Genomic DNA, 17,678 nt, shown 5'->3' with positions numbered 1-17,678 from the left:
CTTGCGCGCCGGTACGCTCCTGCCCATATCTCGATGCAACGGGATGCCCCTCGGGGGTCCCACACTGCAAAGTCGCTTCGGACAAGGACTTTGGGAGCATGTCGCGCATTCCCACGCTGTCGAGCCCCTTCCTGCTCGGGTTCGATGAGGTGGAGCGGGCGCTGGATCGGGTCGCAAAGGGCTCGGACGGCTACCCGCCCTACAATGTCGAACGCATCGCCGTACCCGGCCAACCGGAACGGCTGCGCATCACGCTGGCGGTCGCCGGCTTCCCCCGCGACCAGCTGGATGTGACGCTCGAGGAGAAAGAGCTCGTCATCCGCGGCCGTCAGGCCGAGGAGCCGCAGCGGACCTTTCTTCACCGGGGCATCGCTGCCCGCCAGTTCCAGCGCACCTTCGTGCTGGCCGAGGGCATGCATGTCATCGGCGCCGAACTGAAGAACGGTCTTTTGTCGGTTGATCTCATCCGGCCGGAACCGGAACGGGTGGTCAGGCGTATCGCTATATCAGCCGACGAGTGAGTGCCCAGAGCCGGTCTCGACAGCTAGGACAAGGAGTCGCGGACCATGACCAATGAATTCACCCTCGATACCGCCGCCACCGGCGGCGCGCCCGACGCCCTGACGCCGGAAGCCTTCGCCAGTCTCGGTGGCGGCCATATCGCCTATGTGCGCCCGATCGATTCGGCGGACGCTGCCCGCATGTTCCCGCAGGCGCGGCTGGAGCCGGGGCTCAAGCTGTTCACGCTGCATGCCGCCGACGGCACGCCGATGATGCTCACCGACAGCCGCGAGGCGGCTATCGCCTCGGCGATGGAGAACGAGCTGGTCACGGTCAGCGTGCACTGAGCCGGCAAGGCCATTTCGAGGCCACTGAATGCGCAGGGCGCCGTCCGGGCCGGACGGCGCCTTTTGCTTGTCAGCTCCGCTTCGCCTCGATCGCGTCCCAGATCAGCGCCGCGATATCCGGGCCGCCCAGCCGGCGGATGGCGCGGATGCCGGTCGGCGAGGTGACGTTGATCTCGGTGAGATTGCCGTCGATCACGTCGATGCCGGTGAACAGCAGTCCCCTCGCCTTCAGCGACGGGCCGAGCGCCTCGCAGATCTCCCTTTCGCGCGGCGTGAGGTCGGTTTCCTTCGCCGCGCCGCCGCGCACCATGTTGGAGCGCAGGTCGCCGGCGCTTGGCACACGGTTGACCGCGCCAGCGAACACGCCATCCACCAGGATGATGCGCTTGTCGCCCTGCGTGACCTCGGGAATGAAGCGCTGCACCACCCAGGGCTCGCGGAAGGTGGTGGCGAACAGATCGTAGAGCGAGCCGAAATTCAGGTCGTCGCGGGTGAGGCGGAACACCGCCGCGCCGCCATTGCCGTAGAGCGGCTTCACCACGATGTCGCCGAACTCGTCGCGGAACGCCTTGATCTCCTCGATGTCGCGGGTGATCAGCGTCGGCGGCATCAGCTCGGGGAACTCGGTGACGAAGATCTTCTCCGGCGCATTGCGCACATGGGCGGGATCGTTCACCACCAGCGTCTTCGGATGCACCCGCTCAAGCAGGTGGGTGGCGGTGACGTAGTGCATGTCGAAGGGCGGATCCTGGCGCATCAGGATGGCGTCGAAGCTATCGACCCGCAGCCGCTGCTTGTCGCCGAGGGTGAAATGGTCGCCCTTGACGTCGCGCACCTCGACCGGCTGCACGGTGGCGAACACCTCGCCGTCGCGCATGGCGAGGGTATCGGGCGTGTAATAGCTCAGGGAGTGCCCGCGCGCCTGGGCTTCGAGCATGAGGGCGAAGGTCGAATCGCCGGCAATGTTGATGCGGTCGATCGGGTCCATCTGGACGGCGACGTTGAGGCTCATGGATGCTGACGTCCCAAGGGAGGAGGGGCCGCACAAGCGGCATTCGCCCCCTGTTTACCGCCTCGCGCCGGCCGGCGCCACGCATCCGTAACGCCAGGCCTGGCGCAGGAGGTTCACTCCGCCTCGAAGGCGCCCGGCAGATGCACCGGCGCACGCCCCGGCGCCAGCAGCACCACGTCGAGCCGCATGTCGAGGCCGGCCAGCTCGGGATGCGCGGCGAGCCAGATTTCCGCCGCCGCGGCGATGCGCCGGCGCTGGCGGAGCAGCACCGATTCGGCGGCCGCCCGCAGGCCCGAACGCGCCTTCACTTCCACGAACAGCAGCAGATCCTCGCGGCGGGCGATCAGGTCGATCTCGCCACGCGGCGTGCGCGCGCGCCGCGCCAGAATGGCGAAGCCCTGCTTCTCCAGCAGCCGGGCGGCGGTCTCCTCGGCAGCAAGGCCGCGCGAGAACGCCGTCGGCTTCGGCGCGGTCATTCGTCCGCTTCCGCCTGCAGCGCCAGTGCCCGCGCATAGACGTCGCGGCGTGGGCGACCGGTGGCCGCGGCCACCGTGGCGGCGGCGTCCTTCAGCGAGAGGCTGGCCAGCGCCCGGCGCAGCGCGACATCGATATCGGCGTCGCTCGCCTCGCTCGCCCCCGGCGGACCGATCACCAGCACGATCTCGCCACGCGGCGGACCGGCCTCGGCATAATGCGCGGCCAGCTCCGGGAGGGAGCCGCGCCGCACCTCCTCGAAGGTCTTGGTGAGCTCGCGACACACCGCGGCCCGCCGCTCCCCCAGCCCGGCGGCGAGATCGGCGAGGCTCTCCGGCAGGCGCGGCCCGCTCTCATACAGCACCAGCGTCGCGGGGATCACCGACAGCTCGGCGATGCGCGTGCGGCGGGCTCCGCCCTTCTGCGGCAGGAAGCCGTCGAACAGGAAGCGATCGGTCGGCAGGCCTGCCGCCACCAGCGCCGCGAGGCTGGCCGAGGCACCCGGTAGCGGGATGATGCGGAACCCCGCCTCGATCGCCGCTTCCACCAGCTTGTAGCCGGGATCGGAGACCAGCGGCGTGCCGGCATCCGACACCAGTGCCACCGCCGCCCCCGCTTCCAGCCGCGCCAGCAGGCGCGGCCGCATGCTGGCGGCATTGTGATCGTGATAGGCGACCAGCGGCGTTTCGATGCCGTAACGATCAAGCAGGCGTCGCGTCACCCGCGTGTCCTCGCAGGCAACGAGATCGGCGCCGGCCAGCGTCTCCAGCGCCCGCACGGTGACGTCGCCGAGATTGCCTATCGGGGTGGCCACCACATGCAGCCCCGCTTCGAGGCGGGGCGCCGGCACGTTCTGGCCGACCAGGCGGAAGGATCGGGGGGCATCGGCGGGCGGCTGGGTCATCGTGTCGCCATTCTAGAAGGCGAGAGCGGTGCCGTCATGCCCGCAGGGCTTCACGAGAGGGGATATGTCGGGCTTTTTGCGCCGTTTCTCGGCCCACGCGGCGTGACAGGCGGCCGCCCGGCATCCTACAAGAGTTACATATGCCCGCTCAGCCACCCGACGAGGCAATGACCGAGCCAGATACGAAGGTGCAGACCGGCGCCCGCGCCGCCCTCCGCCACAGCCGTCGCGGCTTCCTGCTCATGGCCGGCGGCGCGACGCTCGCTGCCTGCGGCTCGATGCCGGACTCGCCGCCGCCGCAGGCTGCCCTGCCGCCGGCTCCCGCCGTTCCCGCACAGCCGGCCAACACGCTCGGCGCCGGCTCGGTGCGCATCGGCCTCATCCTGCCGCTCGGCGCGAGCGGCAATGCCGGCATCGCCGCCCAATCTTTGAAGAACGCCGCCGACATGGCGATCGCCGAGTTCACCGGCGCCAACATCCAGCTCGTCGTCAAGGATGACGGCGGCACCGGCCCCGGCGCGCAGACGGCGGCGCAGCAGGCGCTCGACGAGGGGGCGAGGGCGGTCATCGGGCCGCTTTTCGCCCATACCGTCGCTTCCGCCGGGCAGGTGACCCGCACCCGCAATGTCCCGCTGGTCGGCTTTTCCACCGACACCAATGTGGCGACGCGCGGCGTCTATCTCCTCTCCTTCCTGCCGCAGACCGACGTGGTGCGGGCGGTGCGCTACGCCTCGACGAGCGGCCGGCGCGCCTATGCGGCGCTGCTGCCGGACAACGCCTATGGCTCGGTGGTCGAGGCCGCCTTCCGCGAGGCGGTGCCGGCGGCCGGCGGCCGGGTGGTGGGGCTCGAACGTTACGCACCCGGCCAGTCTGCCGAAGCCATCCGTCGTCTCGCACCCTCCGCCATGCAGGCGGATGCGCTGTTCCTGCCGGATTCCGGCGACGCCGTGCCACAGCTCCTGCAGGGGCTGTCCGGCGCGGGCGTCAATCTGGCCGGCAAGCAGCTGATCGGCACCGGCCTGTGGGACAATTCGGCCCTGTTCAACGTGCCACAGTTGCAGGGCGGCATCTTCGCCGCCCCGGATCCGGCCGGCTTCCGCACCTTCGCACAGCGATACGAAGCCCGTTTCGGCCAGAAGCCGGTGCGCACCGCCACGTTGGCGCATGACGCGGTCTCGCTGATGGCGGCGCTGGTCAATACCGGCGGCGAGGTGGGGCTGAACGACACCGCGATCCAGAACCCGTCGGGCTTCAGCGGCATTGACGGCGTGTTCCGATTCCGCGCCGACGGTACCAACCAGCGCGGCCTCGCGGTCATGCGCATCGCCAGCGGCGGCACCCAGATCGCCAGCCCGGCGCCGCGCAGCTTTGCCGAACAGGGTATCTGATCGCCTAGGCCGCCAGATCGGCGACGATGGCGTCGAGCACCGGGAAACCCTGTGGCGTCACCCGCAGCCGACCATCGGCGTGCTCTTCGAGCATGCCCTCGCCGATCAGCGCCGCTACCCGCCCCGCATCGAAATCGCGGCCGGACAACGCGACGAAGCGGTGACGGTCGATACCCTCGGCAAGGCGCAGCCCCATGATGAGATATTCGTCGGCCTGCTCCGGGCGGCTCAGGCCATCATCGACCACCAGACCGTGCCCGTCCGCCTCGACCCGGCTCAGCCACGCCTCCGGCCCGCGCTCGGTGGAGGTGGCGCGCCGGCCCTCCGGCGTGTCGAGCCGGCCATGCGCGCCGGGACCGATGCCGGCATATTCGCCATAGCGCCAATAGAGCAGGTTGTGCCGGCTCTCGGCGCCGGGACGGGCGTGGTTGGAAATCTCATAGGCCGGCAGACCGGCGGCCGATGTGGTCTCCTGCGTCACGTCCCACAGCGCGCGCGCGACCTCCGGATCCGGCGTCTTCAGCTTGCCGGCGCGATAAAGCGCCGCGAACGGCGTGCCGTCCTCGATGGTGAGCTGATAGAGCGAGAGGTGCTCGCAGCCCTCGGCGATGGCGCGCTTCAATTCGCGTGCCCAGTCCTCCGGCCGCTGGTCCGGCCGGGCATAGATGAGATCGAAGGAGGAGCGCTCGAAGGCCGAGCGGGCGATGGCCACCGCCGCCAGCGCCTCGGCGGCGCTGTGCATGCGCCCGAGCGCCCGCAGCGAGGCGTCGTCCAGCGCCTGCACGCCGAGCGAGACGCGGTTGATGCCGGCGGCGCGGTAGCCGCGAAACCGTTCGGCCTCGACGCTGGTCGGGTTGGCCTCCAGCGTCACCTCGGCCCGGGCATCGAGCGGCCAGGCGTCGTCAATGGCGTTCAGGATGCCTTCCACCGTCGCCGGCGCCATCAGCGACGGTGTGCCGCCGCCGAAAAACACGCTCTGCGTCCGCCGCTGGCCGGTGCGCGCGCGCATATGGGCGATCTCGGCGCGAAAGGCAGCGAGGAAGCGCGCCTCGTCCGGCGGCGCATGGCGCACATGCGAGTTGAAGTCGCAATAGGGGCATTTGGCCTTGCAGAACGGCCAATGCACGTAGACGCCGAATCCGGGATCCACCGGCGGCGGCGCCCTATCGGCCCGGTCAGTCAAACCGGGCTCCGAAGCAGGCTTCCGCCAGCTTGATGAAGGCGCGGGCGCGGTGCGACCCGCCGCGGCCGAGCGGCGGCATGGCGTGCTTTTCCTCGCCGTTCATCTCGCCGAAGGTGCGGGCGGAACCGTCCGGCAGGAACATCGGATCGTAGCCGTGTCCGCTGTCGCCGCGCGGCGGCCAGATCATCTCGCCGGAGACCACGCCCTCGAAATCCTCGACATGGCCATCCGGCCAGGCAACGCACAGCGCCGAGATGAAATAGGCACGGCGCTGGGCCGGGTCGATCGCGTCGACCTTGCGCAGTTCCTCCTCCACCCTGGCCATGGCGTGCCCCCAGTCACGGCCGGGGCCGGCCCAGCGGGCGGTATAGAGGCCCGGCGCTCCGCCCAGCGCCTCGACGCACAGGCCGGAATCGTCGGCAAATGCCGGCAGGCCGGTCGCCTCGCAGGCGGCACGCGCCTTGATCCGGGCGTTCTCCTCGAAGGTCAGCCCGGTCTCCTCCGGCTCGGGCAGGCCGAGATCGCCGGCCGAGACCAGCTCGACGCCGTAAGGTTCCATCAGCCCGCGCATCTCGATGAGCTTGCCGGGGTTGTGGGTGGCGATCACCACCCGGCCGACGAGGCGGCGATGTTCGTGGCGATCCTCGTCCATGGCTCAGGCCACCGCCAGCTTCTGCAGGTCGACCAGCCGGGAAACACCCTTGCGGGCGAGGCCGAGCATGGCGTTGAACTCGTCCTCGGTGAACGGCGTCTTCTCCGCCGTGCCCTGGATCTCGACGAAGCCGCCGGAGCCGGTCATCACGAAATTGCAGTCGGTGCCGGCGTCGGAATCCTCGGCATAGTCGAGATCGAGGCGCGGCTCGCCGTCGATGATACCGCAGGACACCGCAGCAACGTGATCCCGCAGCGGGATGGTCGAAAGCATGCCGCGCGTCTTCATCCAGCTCAGGCAGTCATGCAGCGCGATCCAGGCGCCGGTGATCGAGGCGGTGCGGGTGCCGCCATCGGCCTGGATCACGTCGCAATCGACAGTGATCTGCCGCTCGCCGAGCTTTTCGAGATCCACAATAGTGCGCAGCGAGCGCCCGATCAGCCGCTGGATCTCCATGGTGCGGCCCGTGGGCTTGCCGGCCGTTACCTCGCGGCGGGTGCGCTCATGGGTGGCGCGCGGCAGCATGCCGTATTCGGCGGTGACCCAGCCGCGGCCCTGTCCCTTCAGCCACGGCGGCAGCCGCTCTTCCAGCGTCGCCGCCACCAGCACATGGGTCTCGCCGAACTTCACCAGGCAGGAGCCTTCGGCGTGGCGCAGCACGCCGCGCTCGAAGCTGACGGCCCGCATCTCGTCGGGGGCGCGGCGTGAGGGACGCATGCTGAAGTCTCCATGAGGCGGTTGCCGGGCGAGGCGACACCGGCGCGGGCGAAGAAAAGCGAGTGATCATTGCCGATCCCGTTCGCATCCCTCGACAGGCGGAATGGCAACGGCTTTCGGGCGCTCCTTGTAAGGGGCAGTCCCGTGCGACCGCAAGCGCATAACGCCGCGACGCGACTGGCGCCGGGAAGACGATGCCGGCAAGCAATGCTTGAAGGCGCCCCCGCGAATGCCGATTATATGTTTCACATGAAACGTTCCGATGGCGATTCCGGCGCAGCCATGCCTCTCGATCCGATCCTGGCCTCCACCTCCCCCTCCCTCGCCAAGCTCGACGAGCGCTCGCGCGAGATTTTCCGCCAGATCGTCGAGACCTATCTCGCCACCGGCGAGCCGGCCGGGTCGCGCAATATTTCCCGGCTCATTCCCATGACGCTGTCGCCGGCCTCGGTGCGCAACGTGATGGCCGATCTCGAGGCCGCCGGCCTCATCTTCGCTCCGCACACCAGCGCCGGCCGGCTGCCGACCGAGCGCGGGCTGCGCTTCTTCGTCGATTCCATGCTGGAGATCGGCGACGTCTCCGAGGATGAACGCAACTCCATCGAGGCACAGGTGAAGGCAGCCGCGCGGGCCCAGACCGTCGAGGGCGTGCTGGCGGAAGCCTCCAACCTGCTCTCCGGCCTGTCGCGCGGCGCCGGTGTCGTCACCACCACCAAAAGCGACGCCCGGCTGAAGCACATGGAGTTCGTGCCGCTCGACCCGGCGCGGGCGCTGCTGATCCTGGTCTCGGAAGATGGCGAGGTGGAGAACCGGTTGGTGCCGCTGCCGGCCGGCCTGCCCGCCTCCGCTTTGGTCGAGGCCACCAACTTCCTCAACGCCCGCACCCGCGGGCGCACGCTCCTGGAGCTGCGCACCGAGGTCGAGCGCACGCTGGCCGCCCGCCGCGCCGAACTCGACGAGGTGACGGCGCGTATCGTCGCCGCCGGCCTCGCCTCCTGGTCGGGCGGCGACAAGGCCGAGCGGCGGCTGATCGTGCGCGGCCAGACCAAGCTGTTGCAGGACCTCAAGGCCATCGAGGATCTCGAACGGGTGCGCCTGCTGTTCGACGATCTCGAAGCCAAGCAGGAAGTGGTCGACCTTCTGGGGCGGGCCGAGGACGCGCAGGGGCTGCGCATCTTCATCGGCTCGGAGAACAAGCTGTTCTCGCTGTCGGGCTCCTCCACCATCGTCGCGCCCTATCGCGACGGGCAGGGCCGGGTGGTGGGGGTGCTCGGCGTCATCGGGCCGACGCGGCTGAATTATGCCCGCATCGTGCCGATGGTGGACTTCACCGCCGGGGTCGTCAGCCGGGTCCTGGGGCGGCCCGGCTTCGATGCGGCTTGATTTTTTCAGGCCACGACCCGATATGGCGGGTCAAATCGGGCGTGCAGCGCCCGCTATCCTTTTCCCCCGACGAGGCAGTCATGACCGAAGATAACCGCAAGCCGGCGGACGCTTCCGACGAGGTCGCCGGTACGCCGAGCGAAGAGACCGTCGGCGCGACTGAAAATGGCGAGGACGGCTTCGCCGCCGAGCGCGAGCGCTACGAGGCGGAGATCGCCGCGCTGAAGGACAAGTTCCTGCGCGCCTTCGCCGAGGCGGACAATGTGCGCCGCCGCGCCGAGCGCGAGGTCGCCGATGCCAAGGTCTATGGGATCACCGGCTTCGCCCGCGACGTGCTGTCGCTGTCCGACGATTTCGAGCGCGCGCTCGGCGTCATCGACGACGACGCCCGCGCCACCGCCGAAGGCACGCTGAAGACGGTACTGGACGGTATCGAACTGACCGCGCGCAGCCTCAACCAGACGCTGTCCAAGCATGGTGTCGCCCGCATCGAGGCAGAGGGGGCGAAGTTCGACCCCAATCTGCATCAGGCGATGTTCGAGGTCCCGAATGCCGAGGTGCCGTCGGGCACCGTGGTGCAGGTGATCCAGCCCGGCTACACGATCGGCGGTCGCGTGCTGCGCCCGGCGCTGGTGGGCGTCTCCAAGGGCGGCCCCAAGGCGGCGCCGGCCGAAACCCAGAGCAGCCAGAGCTGATCCAGCATGACCCGGCCATGAGGCCGGGTTGCGGGGCCGCGCCTCAGCGCGGCTCCAGCCCGTCGCGCAGCGCCCGCAGGTTGTCGAAATCACGGGTGAAATCGTCGGCCGGCAGCACGCCGACCATGCGGATGTAGTTGGCGCGGCCGAAACGCAGCCACTGCACCACCTTCATCGGCTTGCCGGTCTGCTGGTCCACCGCATTGGCAACGATCTCGATGCCCTGCTGGCCGCCAATGCGCAGCGGGCCGCCGCGCTCGACGCGCAGGTCGCGCACGCCCGGCACCGACGCAATGGCCCGCTTGGCGAGGCTTTCGCGTTCGTTTTCCCCGATTTCGCCCGGCACCATGCCGGCGATGAAGATCGGCCGGCCTTCTTCGGGAGCCGCCGCCTCGCCCTTCACCAGCAGTACCGCCGAGGTGCCGAGCACCCGCAATACCCTGTAGCCTTCCAGCGACTGGAAGGTGAAGGGCAGGCGCGCCAGCATCTCTTCCTGGGTCGGCGGCGCACGGAATACCACGGTGGCCAGCGCCGCCTCGATGGCCGTGTCGGGATAGCGGCTGGCCGATTCCTCGGGCAGCTGTGCCGTCACCAGGGCGGTCTGGTCCTTGCCGCCGGCCAGCATGATCCATTTCTTCACCGCCACGGCGCCGACGCTCTGGTAGCCGTAAAGCATCAGCCCGCGCCCGCCATCGGGAAGCGCGATCTCGCGTTGCGTCTCGATGGTCACGCCCTGCTTCTGCAGCGTCTCGCGGTTGAAGGTCTTCACGATGGAATCGAAGTCGCCATGCGGCACTTCCACCACCACGATGGCCGCCTTGGCGGCGCGGTCCTCGAAACCGGCGACGCCGGCAATCGGCGTCATGCCGTCCGGCGGCTCCAGGCCGACAGAGCCCCCATTCGGGAACACCGGCTCCGCCGCTGCCGCGAGGGTCGAGCCGGCCAGCGCGGCAATCAGAACGGCGGCGCGGACGAGGCGGCGCATGGCATGTCCTTCCATGGGAAAGCGATTCGGTTGTTTCCGCTCATAACGCCGTATCCGGCTCCCTGCGAGCGGGATGCACGCGGCGTAACGTCAGATTGATGCGGCCGGGCTGGCTGAGCAGCGTCGACGTGCCGGCCAGAATACGATCTATGCCGTGAAAGGCCAGCCGGCTCGGCCCGGAAAGCAGCAGGGCGTCACCGGAAGCGAGACGGATGGAGCGGGTGCCGCCGCGCCGCTCGGTGCCGCCGACGCGGAAGATCGCGGTATCGCCGAGCGACAGCGAGAGCACCGGCGCGGCGAATTCCTGCTCGTCCCGGTCCTGATGCAGGCCCATGCGGGCCTCCGGTCCGTACCAGTTGATCAGGCAGGCCTCGGGGGCGAGGTCGGTGCCGCCCAGCTCGTCCCAGGCTCGGCGCAGCGCGGCGGGGAAGGGCGGCCAGGGGGCGCCCGTTACCGGATGCTGCGGCTGGTAGCGATAGCCGTTCTCGTCCGACACCCAGCCGAGCGGCCCGCAATTCGACATCCGCACAGAGAAGGGTTTGCCGGTGCGCGGCATGCGCGGGGTAAACAGCGGCGCCGTGGCCAGCACCTCGCGGATGTCGGCGACCAGTGCCTCCTGCGCGGGCCGGTCGAGATAGCCCTGCCACCACAGGCAGCCGGGCGCGAGTTCGAGCGGGGCGGGGATCGATGCGAGGGTCATGGCACGCTCACAGCTTGCGCAGCGCCACCGCCTCCACCTCGTGGTCGCCGCCCTTGCGCAGGATGAGGTCGGCGCGCTGGCGCGTGGGCAGGATGTTCTCCTGCAGGTTCACCTGATTGATCGAGCGCCAGATGGCCCGGGCGGTCTGGTCGGCCTCGCTGCCGGAAATGCCGGCATAGCGGTGGAAATAGGCGGCGGGGTCGCGGAAGGCGGTCTCCCGCAGCCGCATGAAGCGCTCGACATACCAGCGCTCGAGAATGGCCTCGTCGGCGTCGATATAGATCTTGAAGTCGAAGAAATCGGAGACAAAGGGGATGCCCTTGCCGTCCTTGGGCGGGCGGCTGGTCTGCAGCACGTTCAGTCCCTCGACGATGAGGATGTCCGGCTGGTCGACCTCGACGCGCTCATTCGGCGTCACGTCATAATTGAAGTGGCTGTAGATCGGCGCCACCACCGGGTGCCGGCCCGCCTTGATATCGGTGAGGAAGTGCAGCAGCGCCGGCAGGTCGTAGCTTTCCGGAAAGCCCTTCTTCTGCATCAGCCCTTCCCGCTCCAGCACCGCATTGGGCAGGAGGAAGCCATCGGTGGTCACCAGCGCCACCTTGGGCGTGTTTGCCCAGCGGCCGAGCAGCGCCTGCAGCACGCGCGAGGTGGTCGACTTGCCCACCGCCACCGAGCCGGCGACGCCGATGATGTAGGGCATCTTCCCCGCCTCTTCGGGGCCGAGGAACTTCTGCATGGAGCGGAACAGCTTCTGCGTCGCCCCGACATAGATGGACAGGAGCCGCGACAGCGGCAGGTAGATCTCCTCGATCTCGGCCAGCGACAGCCGGTCGTTGAGGCCCTGCAACCGGGCGATCTCCTCGGGCGTCAGCGGCTGCGGCGTGTCGGCACGCAGCGCGGCCCATTCGGCACGCGAGAAATTGCGGAAGGGCGAAAGCCCCTTGCTGTCGAGCTTCATGTCCATCGGCTGGGCTTCCTCGGAGCGGCATACGCCGTCATCGCCCGGACTTGGCTGCGCCGGGCGTTGGTCGACCGTATACCACATTCACGCCGCACCCGATATGGGCGACCTCCCGACTGGCGGGAGCGCTCAACCGGCGGGACGCGACGCCTTTTCCTCGATGCCCGAACGGGCGGTACGACGACCAAGCTCCGCATAGATGTCCTCGAGGGCAATGCCCCGCGCGTGGAGCAGCACCATGAGATGGTAGAGAAGGTCCGCACTCTCCGAAACGACGGCTTTGGTATCAGCCGATACCGCCGCGAGAGCGGTCTCGACCGCTTCCTCGCCGAGCTTCTGGGCGCATTTGGCGACGCCCTTCTCGATCAGCGAGCGCGTATAGGACGGCGGGCCGCCGCCGGCCGCCCGCTCGGCGACAATGCCGGCGAGATCGTCGAGTGTCACGCGTGTGTCGCTCATACCGGCCTCCTCAGCCGCGCCGCACCGGCAGGCCGGCCTGCGCCAGCCGATCCTTGGCGGCACCGATGGTAAAGGTGCCGAAATGGAAGATCGAGGCGGCCAGCACCGCGCTCGCCCGGCCGTCGCGGATGCCGTCCACCAGGTGATCGAGCGTGCCGACACCGCCGGAGGCGATCACCGGCACCGAAACGGCATCGGAAATGGCGCGGGTGAGGGCGAGGTCGAAGCCTTCGCCGGTGCCGTCGCGGTCCATCGAGGTGAGCAGGATCTCGCCGGCCCCCAGTGCCACCACCTCGCGGGCATACTCCACCGCATCGATGCCGGTGCGGTTGCGCCCGCCATGGGTGAAGATCTCCCAGCGGTCGGCTTCACCGGGCTGCGACACCTTCTTGGCGTCGATGGCGACGACGATGCACTGCTCGCCGAACTTCTCCGCCGCCTCGCGCACGAATTCCCGCCGGTTCACCGCCGCGGTGTTGATCGACACCTTGTCGGCGCCGGCATTCAGCAGCGCGCGGATATCCTCTACCGTGCGCACCCCGCCGCCGACGGTAAGCGGCATGAAGCACTGCTCGGCGGTGCGGCTGACCACGTCGATCAGCGTGCTGCGCGCCTCGACGCTGGCGGTGATGTCGAGGAAACACAGCTCGTCGGCGCCGGCGGCGTCATAGGCCTTGGCCGCCTCCACCGGATCGCCGGCATCGCGCAGGTCGACGAACTTCACGCCCTTGACCACGCGCCCGTCCTTGACGTCGAGGCAGGGGATGACGCGAACCTTGAGCATCGAATCCTCGCTCATGCCGATACCCCCGCGACCAGCGCCAGCGCCGCGCGCGGATCCAGCCTTCCGTCATAGAGCGCCCGGCCGGTGATGGCGCCTTCAAGCTTTTTCGCCCGCGGCTCCAGCAGCGCCTTCACGTCGTCGATGGAGGCAAGGCCGCCGGAGGCGATCACCGGGATGGCGATGGCGTCGGCCAGCGCGATGGTGGCGTCGAGGTTGAGGCCCTTCAGCAGGCCGTCGCGGGCAATGTCGGTGTAGATGATGGCGGCGACGCCGGCATCCTCGAAACGCTCAGCCAGTTCCAGCGCGCCGAGATCGGAGGTCTCCGCCCAGCCCTCCACCGCCACGCGGCCGTCCTTGGCGTCGAGCCCGACGGCGACGCGGCTGGGGAAGCGGCGGGCCGCGTCCTTCACAAAGGCCGGGTCGCGCACCGCCGCAGTGCCGAGGATGACGCGGGTAACGCCCTTCTCCAGCCACGCCTCGACGCCGGCGAGGTCGCGAATGCCCCCGCCGAGTTGCACCGGCATGGTGACGGCCTCGAGGATGCGCTCCACCGCGCCGGCATTTACCGGCTTGCCGGCGAAGGCACCGTCGAGATCGACGATGTGCAGATAGCGGAAGCCCTGCGCCTCGAACTCGGCCGCCTGCTGGGCCGGATCGTGGTTGAACACGGTGGCGCGTGCCATGTCGCCCTGTTGCAGGCGCACGCACTTGCCTTCCTTGAGATCGATGGCGGGAAAAAGGATCACGGCGTCCACGTCAGGAAATTGGCGAGAAGGGCGAGGCCAAGGCGCTGGCTCTTCTCGGGATGGAACTGGGTGCCGGCGAGGTTGTCGCGGGCAACGACGGCGGTGACCTTGCCGCCATAATCGGCGGTCGCCACCAATTGCTCGTCCCGCGCGGCGGCGAGGTGATAGGAATGCACGAAATAGGCGTCGAGCCCATCCGCGCCGGTGGGGATGCCGGCGAGCAGCGGATGCGGGCGCCGGATGTTCAGCGAATTCCAGCCCATATGCGGGATCTTCAGCGACGGATCGTCCGGGGCGATCTTCACCACATCGCCGGCGATCCAGCCGAGGCCGGCCGTCTCGCCATGCTCCAGGCCGCGCTCGGCCATCAGCTGCAGGCCGACGCAGATGCCGAGGAAGGGCCGGCCCTTCTCGATCACCGCCTCGTTCAGCGCGTCCACCATGCCGTCCACGGCATCGAGACCGCGACGACAATCGGCATAGGCACCGACGCCGGGCAGCACGATGCGGTCGGCCCGGCGCACCGTCTCGGGATCGCTGGTCACCACCACCCGCGCACCGGAGCCACCCTCGCGGGCGGCGCGCTCCAGCGCCTTGCCGGCCGAATGCAGATTGCCGGACCCATAATCGATCAGCACAACCGTCTCGTTCATCGGGTCCCCGCCTCCGGAAACAGGCCGAGCACCGGGCCCGGCACGGCGCCGCTGCCGAGCCGCGCCTCGAAGAAGCGCCGCTCGGCAGCCTCGGCAAAATCGGCGCTCACCACGCCGGCTTCCTCATAACCGAGCCAAGCGAGCTTGCGGCGGCGCAGCGTCGGCAATTCCAGCGCCACGAACAGGTTCGGCACCAGCAGCACCAGGAGAAAGCTGTCGCCGAGCTCGACATTGACATAGGCCGCCACCAACGCGGCCTCGACCGCCGTATAAACGGCGAAAGCCAGCCACAGGCGGTTCGCCAGCAGCACCAAAGGGGCGAAGAACAACGCCCGCCAGGCGAAGGCCTCGCGCACCAGCACGACCTGCTCGCTCCAGCCTTCCTCACCGGGAAGCCCGTCTTCGGGCTCGAACACCGTCCATACCGCCATTGTCGGTCCTCCCGGGCTCAGCCGCCGAGGCTGCCCTTGGTGGACGGAACCTCGCCCGCCGCCGCCGGATCGATGGCCACCGCCGCCCCCAGCGCCCGCGCCAGCCCCTTGAAGCAGCTCTCGGCGATGTGGTGCGCATTGGTGCCGTACAGCGTCTCCACATGCAGGGTAACGCCGGCATTGATGGCGAAGGCCTGGAAGAACTCGCGCACCAGCTCGGTGTCGAACTCGCCGATCTTCGCCACCGCGAAGTCGGTACGGAACACCAGGAACGGCCGGCCGGAAATGTCGAGCGCGACGCGGGTCAGCGTCTCGTCCATCGGCAAATGCAGGCTGGCATAGCGGGTGATGCCGCGCATGTCGCCCAGCGCCTGGCGCACCGCCTGGCCGAGCGCGATGCCGACATCCTCGACCGTGTGGTGGAAGTCGATATGCAGATCGCCCTTCGCCGCGATGTCCATGTCGATCCGCGAATGGCGGGCGAGCAGGTCCAGCATGTGGTCGAAAAAGCCCACGCCGGTCGCAATCGTCGCCTTGCCGGTCCCGTCGAGGTTCACGGCGAGGCGGATATCGGTTTCCTTGGTGGCGCGGGTGATGGACGCCGTACGCATGATCGGGCTCCCCGAAAGAGCCGGCGTCTTAGCAGCATTGCCAGCCGGGCGCCACACAAAGCCGCCCGCTACCGTCGAGGGACGGGACGGGAGGTTTCCGGCAGAGATCTCCGGCATGAGACTTCCTGCGGGCGACGCTGGGCAGCCTCGCGCTTTGCCGCCATCATCTCCCAGCCGCCACCGGACCGACCGAACGGACCCCTCCCATGGACCTCGCCGCGCTGCGGGCCCGCGCCCCGCTGTTCCTCGCCGTCTTCATCGACATCTTCTCCTTCGGGTTGATGTACCCGCTGATCGTCGCGCTGTTCGGCAGCGGCTGGGTGGCGCAAGCCTATGCGCCGGCGACCCGCGACGCCCTGCTATCGCTCGCCTTCGCGTTGTTTCCGATCGGCATGTTCTTCGGCGCCTCGCTGCTCGGCGACCTATCCGACGCGCTCGGCCGCCGGCGCACGCTGATGCTCTGCATGGGCGGGCTCGCGGGCGGCTACGCGCTGATGTGGGCGGCGCTGGAGATCGGGCATCTCTGGCTGTTCTTCCTCGGCCGGCTGGCCTGCGGCCTGATGGCCGGCACCGCGCCGATCGCCCAGGCCTCGGTGGTCGATGCGGCGCCGGAAGACCAGCGCAGCGCCGCCATGGCGCAGGTGGTACTGGTCAACACGCTCGGCATGGTCGCCGGTCCGGCGATCGGCGGTGTGCTCGGCCATTGGGACTTCCGGCTGCCGCTCGGCCTGGCGCTCGTGCTCTGCCTCGTCACGCTGGCGATGTTGCGCCGGGCGCATTTCGCCAGCGACGCCGCACGGCGCGACTTGAAACTGGACTGGAAGCAGCCCTTCCTTCTGCTGGCCCGCATCCGCGACCGCCCGGCGATCCTGCTGCCCGGTGCGTCCTTCCTGCTGTTCCAGCTCGGCTTCCTGATCTACTACACCTTCATTCTGGTGGAGATGCAGACCTCCTACGGCTTCTCGACCGCCGGGCTGGGCCTGTTCTCCATGGTGATGGGCATCGGCTGCGCCATTTCCTCCGCCTGGGGCTTCAAGGCGCTGCGCGCCCGCTTTGCCAGCGACAAGCCGGTGACGCTGATCGGCCTCGCCTTGTGCGGCCTGTTCGTCGCCGCGAGCGCCTTGCCGATCCCGGCCGCCGGGCAGGTGGCGCTCGCCTTCCTGTCGACCTTCAGCAACATCTTCGCCTTCATCACGCTGCTGGCCGCCATCTCCTCCTCGGTGGACGAGAGCGAGCGCGGCTGGGCGCTCGGCGTCGCCAATGCCGGGGTGGCGCTGTCGGTGTTCGTCGCCGGCCTGCTCACCAGCCTGCTCACCCTGTTCTCCAGCGATGTCTTCCTGCTGCTCGGCGGGCTGATCGTGCTTGGCGGCCTTGTCCCGGCCTGGCGCATGCGCGCCGTCGGCTGAATCCGGATGTTGCGGAACAGCACCGGGCGACTAAGTAAGGGCTCTGTCCCGGAGTTCTTCATGCACAGCAGCGGTTTTCCCACCCAGCACGCCCCCGACACCATCTACGGCACCACCATCGTCTCGGTGCGCGACGGCACGCGCGTCGCCATCGGCGGTGACGGGCAGGTGACGCTTGGGGCGACGGTGATGAAGTCGAACGCCCGCAAGGTGCGCCGGCTCGGCAAGGGCGACGTGATCGGCGGCTTCGCCGGCGCCACCGCCGACGCCTTCACCCTGTTCGAGCGGCTCGAGGCCAAGCTCGAGCAATATCCCGGGCAGTTGCAGCGCGCCGCCGTCGAGCTCGCCAAGGACTGGCGCACCGACCGCTATCTGCGCCGGCTGGAGGCGATGATGATCGTCGCCGACGCCAAGATCACCCTGGTGCTGACCGGCACCGGCGACGTGCTGGAGCCGCAGCACGGCATCGCCGCCATCGGTTCGGGCGGCAACTATGCCCTGGCGGCCGCCCGCGCGCTGGCCGACAGCGGCCAGGCCCCGGAAGCGATCGTGCGCAAGAGCCTGGAGATCGCCGCCGACATCTGCATCTACACCAACGGCAACCTCACCATCGAGACGCTGGATGTCGCGTGAGCCCGGCCCGGCCGGAGCCTGCGCCATCGACATCCGCCCAACACCGTTCG

The 17,678-nt window shown here is 69.1% G+C and carries 22 protein-coding genes; 7 read left to right on the top strand and 15 right to left on the bottom strand.

Annotated elements, in window-relative coordinates; all coding sequences use genetic code 11:
- The first annotated feature begins 98 nt into the window (after nt 1-98).
- Nucleotides 99-521: an Hsp20 family protein gene (locus LGR54_RS02020; RefSeq protein ID WP_230360303.1), complete on the top strand. Its 423-nt coding sequence runs from the start codon at nt 99-101 to the stop codon at nt 519-521.
- Nucleotides 522-566: 45 nt separating this feature from the next.
- Nucleotides 567-848, top strand: coding sequence for a DUF1150 domain-containing protein (locus LGR54_RS02015; RefSeq protein ID WP_230360302.1), 282 nt, complete (start codon nt 567-569; stop codon nt 846-848).
- A gap of 70 nt (nt 849-918) precedes the next feature.
- Here LGR54_RS02015 and gshB read toward each other — a convergent pair whose 3' ends face one another.
- From gshB to rsmI, 3 genes are all read right to left on the bottom strand, one after another.
- Nucleotides 919-1,860 carry a glutathione synthase gene (gene gshB / locus LGR54_RS02010; protein WP_230360301.1) on the bottom strand — a complete coding sequence of 314 codons (942 nt, stop codon included), beginning with the start codon at nt 1,858-1,860 and terminating at the stop codon, nt 919-921.
- A gap of 113 nt (nt 1,861-1,973) precedes the next feature.
- Complete coding sequence (locus LGR54_RS02005; RefSeq protein WP_230360300.1) at nt 1,974-2,336, bottom strand: YraN family protein; 363 nt, start codon at nt 2,334-2,336, stop codon at nt 1,974-1,976.
- Nucleotides 2,333-3,238: a 16S rRNA (cytidine(1402)-2'-O)-methyltransferase gene (rsmI, locus tag LGR54_RS02000; protein ID WP_230360299.1), complete on the bottom strand. Its 906-nt coding sequence runs from the start codon at nt 3,236-3,238 to the stop codon at nt 2,333-2,335. The genes LGR54_RS02005 and rsmI overlap by 4 nt, the downstream gene beginning before the upstream one ends.
- Before the next feature lie 167 nt (nt 3,239-3,405).
- Between rsmI and LGR54_RS01995 the strand changes: the two genes are divergently transcribed.
- On the top strand, nt 3,406-4,626 hold the full coding sequence (locus LGR54_RS01995; RefSeq protein ID WP_230360298.1) for a penicillin-binding protein activator: 1,221 nt from the start codon (nt 3,406-3,408) through the stop codon (nt 4,624-4,626).
- Between the two features lie 4 nt (nt 4,627-4,630).
- Here LGR54_RS01995 and hemW read toward each other — a convergent pair whose 3' ends face one another.
- From hemW to rph, 3 genes are read right to left on the bottom strand one after another with little or no spacing between them, the layout of a single operon-like run.
- Entirely contained in the window at nt 4,631-5,809 is a 1,179-nt protein-coding gene (hemW, locus tag LGR54_RS01990; protein ID WP_230360297.1) for a radical SAM family heme chaperone HemW, read from the bottom strand.
- Nucleotides 5,802-6,461: an RdgB/HAM1 family non-canonical purine NTP pyrophosphatase gene (gene rdgB / locus LGR54_RS01985; protein ID WP_230360296.1), complete on the bottom strand. Its 660-nt coding sequence runs from the start codon at nt 6,459-6,461 to the stop codon at nt 5,802-5,804. The genes hemW and rdgB overlap by 8 nt, the downstream gene beginning before the upstream one ends.
- A gap of 3 nt (nt 6,462-6,464) precedes the next feature.
- Entirely contained in the window at nt 6,465-7,178 is a 714-nt protein-coding gene (gene rph, locus LGR54_RS01980) for a ribonuclease PH (RefSeq protein ID WP_230360295.1), read from the bottom strand.
- Between the two features lie 282 nt (nt 7,179-7,460).
- On the opposite strand from rph, the gene hrcA reads away from it, so the two are divergent.
- Entirely contained in the window at nt 7,461-8,561 is a 1,101-nt protein-coding gene (gene hrcA / locus LGR54_RS01975; protein ID WP_230360775.1) for a heat-inducible transcriptional repressor HrcA, read from the top strand.
- An 80-nt stretch (nt 8,562-8,641) separates the two neighbouring features.
- The gene (gene grpE, locus LGR54_RS01970) at nt 8,642-9,256 is read left to right on the top strand and encodes a nucleotide exchange factor GrpE (protein WP_230360294.1); all 615 of its coding nucleotides are present in this window, start codon (nt 8,642-8,644) and stop codon (nt 9,254-9,256) included.
- Nucleotides 9,257-9,299: 43 nt separating this feature from the next.
- Here the strand turns inward: grpE and LGR54_RS01965 are convergent, their stop codons facing one another.
- From LGR54_RS01965 to hisB, 9 genes are all read right to left on the bottom strand, one after another.
- Nucleotides 9,300-10,241, bottom strand: coding sequence for a hypothetical protein (locus LGR54_RS01965; protein WP_230360293.1), 942 nt, complete (start codon nt 10,239-10,241; stop codon nt 9,300-9,302).
- Nucleotides 10,242-10,281: 40 nt separating this feature from the next.
- Entirely contained in the window at nt 10,282-10,941 is a 660-nt protein-coding gene (locus LGR54_RS01960) for an alpha-ketoglutarate-dependent dioxygenase AlkB (RefSeq protein ID WP_230360292.1), read from the bottom strand.
- Between the two features lie 7 nt (nt 10,942-10,948).
- Nucleotides 10,949-11,908: a type I pantothenate kinase gene (coaA, locus tag LGR54_RS01955; protein ID WP_230360291.1), complete on the bottom strand. Its 960-nt coding sequence runs from the start codon at nt 11,906-11,908 to the stop codon at nt 10,949-10,951.
- Between the two features lie 126 nt (nt 11,909-12,034).
- Entirely contained in the window at nt 12,035-12,364 is a 330-nt protein-coding gene (locus tag LGR54_RS01950; protein ID WP_230360290.1) for a phosphoribosyl-ATP diphosphatase, read from the bottom strand.
- A 10-nt stretch (nt 12,365-12,374) separates the two neighbouring features.
- Nucleotides 12,375-13,148: an imidazole glycerol phosphate synthase subunit HisF gene (gene hisF / locus LGR54_RS01945; RefSeq protein WP_230360774.1), complete on the bottom strand. Its 774-nt coding sequence runs from the start codon at nt 13,146-13,148 to the stop codon at nt 12,375-12,377.
- 11 nt (nt 13,149-13,159) lie between these two features.
- Nucleotides 13,160-13,894, bottom strand: a complete 735-nt coding sequence (gene hisA, locus LGR54_RS01940; RefSeq protein ID WP_230360289.1) for a 1-(5-phosphoribosyl)-5-[(5-phosphoribosylamino)methylideneamino]imidazole-4-carboxamide isomerase — start codon at nt 13,892-13,894, stop codon at nt 13,160-13,162.
- On the bottom strand, nt 13,891-14,547 hold the full coding sequence (gene hisH, locus LGR54_RS01935) for an imidazole glycerol phosphate synthase subunit HisH (RefSeq protein ID WP_230360288.1): 657 nt from the start codon (nt 14,545-14,547) through the stop codon (nt 13,891-13,893). Before hisH ends, hisA begins: the two co-directional genes overlap by 4 nt.
- A complete protein-coding gene (locus LGR54_RS01930) occupies nt 14,544-14,978 on the bottom strand; it encodes a DUF2628 domain-containing protein (RefSeq protein ID WP_230360287.1) in 435 nt (144 codons plus the stop codon). The genes hisH and LGR54_RS01930 overlap by 4 nt, the downstream gene beginning before the upstream one ends.
- A gap of 17 nt (nt 14,979-14,995) precedes the next feature.
- Entirely contained in the window at nt 14,996-15,589 is a 594-nt protein-coding gene (hisB, locus tag LGR54_RS01925; protein WP_230360286.1) for an imidazoleglycerol-phosphate dehydratase HisB, read from the bottom strand.
- A 206-nt stretch (nt 15,590-15,795) separates the two neighbouring features.
- On the opposite strand from hisB, the gene LGR54_RS01920 reads away from it, so the two are divergent.
- Entirely contained in the window at nt 15,796-16,995 is a 1,200-nt protein-coding gene (locus LGR54_RS01920) for an MFS transporter (RefSeq protein WP_230360285.1), read from the top strand.
- Nucleotides 16,996-17,055: 60 nt separating this feature from the next.
- Nucleotides 17,056-17,628 (top strand): ATP-dependent protease subunit HslV, encoded by a 573-nt coding sequence (hslV, locus tag LGR54_RS01915; protein WP_230360284.1) that lies wholly within the window; start codon nt 17,056-17,058, stop codon nt 17,626-17,628.
- Nucleotides 17,629-17,678 lie beyond the last annotated feature (50 nt).

This window comes from Ancylobacter sp. Lp-2, assembly GCF_020523795.1.
Taxonomy (GTDB): Bacteria; Pseudomonadota; Alphaproteobacteria; order Rhizobiales; family Xanthobacteraceae; genus Ancylobacter.
This window is presented reverse-complemented; position numbering and strand designations above follow the sequence as displayed.

Bases quoted from the DNA above. Each gene is read 5' to 3' on its own strand.
- LGR54_RS01960 (WP_230360292.1), bottom strand. From the start codon at position 10,941: ATGACCCTCGCATCGATCCCCGCCCCGCTCGAACTCGCGCCCGGCTGC.
- LGR54_RS01950 (WP_230360290.1), bottom strand. From the start codon at position 12,364: ATGAGCGACACACGCGTGACACTCGACGATCTCGCCGGCATTGTCGCC.
- hslV (WP_230360284.1), top strand. From the start codon at position 17,056: ATGCACAGCAGCGGTTTTCCCACCCAGCACGCCCCCGACACCATCTAC.
- LGR54_RS02005 (WP_230360300.1), bottom strand. From the start codon at position 2,336: ATGACCGCGCCGAAGCCGACGGCGTTCTCGCGCGGCCTTGCTGCCGAG.
- LGR54_RS02015 (WP_230360302.1), top strand. From the start codon at position 567: ATGACCAATGAATTCACCCTCGATACCGCCGCCACCGGCGGCGCGCCC.
- rph (WP_230360295.1), bottom strand. From the start codon at position 7,178: ATGCGTCCCTCACGCCGCGCCCCCGACGAGATGCGGGCCGTCAGCTTC.
- hisB (WP_230360286.1), bottom strand. From the start codon at position 15,589: ATGCGTACGGCGTCCATCACCCGCGCCACCAAGGAAACCGATATCCGC.
- LGR54_RS01930 (WP_230360287.1), bottom strand. From the start codon at position 14,978: ATGGCGGTATGGACGGTGTTCGAGCCCGAAGACGGGCTTCCCGGTGAG.
- rdgB (WP_230360296.1), bottom strand. From the start codon at position 6,461: ATGGACGAGGATCGCCACGAACATCGCCGCCTCGTCGGCCGGGTGGTG.
- hisF (WP_230360774.1), bottom strand. From the start codon at position 13,148: ATGCTCAAGGTTCGCGTCATCCCCTGCCTCGACGTCAAGGACGGGCGC.
- LGR54_RS02020 (WP_230360303.1), top strand. From the start codon at position 99: ATGTCGCGCATTCCCACGCTGTCGAGCCCCTTCCTGCTCGGGTTCGAT.
- coaA (WP_230360291.1), bottom strand. From the start codon at position 11,908: ATGGACATGAAGCTCGACAGCAAGGGGCTTTCGCCCTTCCGCAATTTC.
- hrcA (WP_230360775.1), top strand. From the start codon at position 7,461: ATGCCTCTCGATCCGATCCTGGCCTCCACCTCCCCCTCCCTCGCCAAG.
- LGR54_RS01995 (WP_230360298.1), top strand. From the start codon at position 3,406: ATGACCGAGCCAGATACGAAGGTGCAGACCGGCGCCCGCGCCGCCCTC.
- grpE (WP_230360294.1), top strand. From the start codon at position 8,642: ATGACCGAAGATAACCGCAAGCCGGCGGACGCTTCCGACGAGGTCGCC.
- LGR54_RS01920 (WP_230360285.1), top strand. From the start codon at position 15,796: ATGGACCTCGCCGCGCTGCGGGCCCGCGCCCCGCTGTTCCTCGCCGTC.
- gshB (WP_230360301.1), bottom strand. From the start codon at position 1,860: ATGAGCCTCAACGTCGCCGTCCAGATGGACCCGATCGACCGCATCAAC.
- LGR54_RS01965 (WP_230360293.1), bottom strand. From the start codon at position 10,241: ATGCGCCGCCTCGTCCGCGCCGCCGTTCTGATTGCCGCGCTGGCCGGC.
- hisH (WP_230360288.1), bottom strand. From the start codon at position 14,547: ATGAACGAGACGGTTGTGCTGATCGATTATGGGTCCGGCAATCTGCAT.
- rsmI (WP_230360299.1), bottom strand. From the start codon at position 3,238: ATGACCCAGCCGCCCGCCGATGCCCCCCGATCCTTCCGCCTGGTCGGC.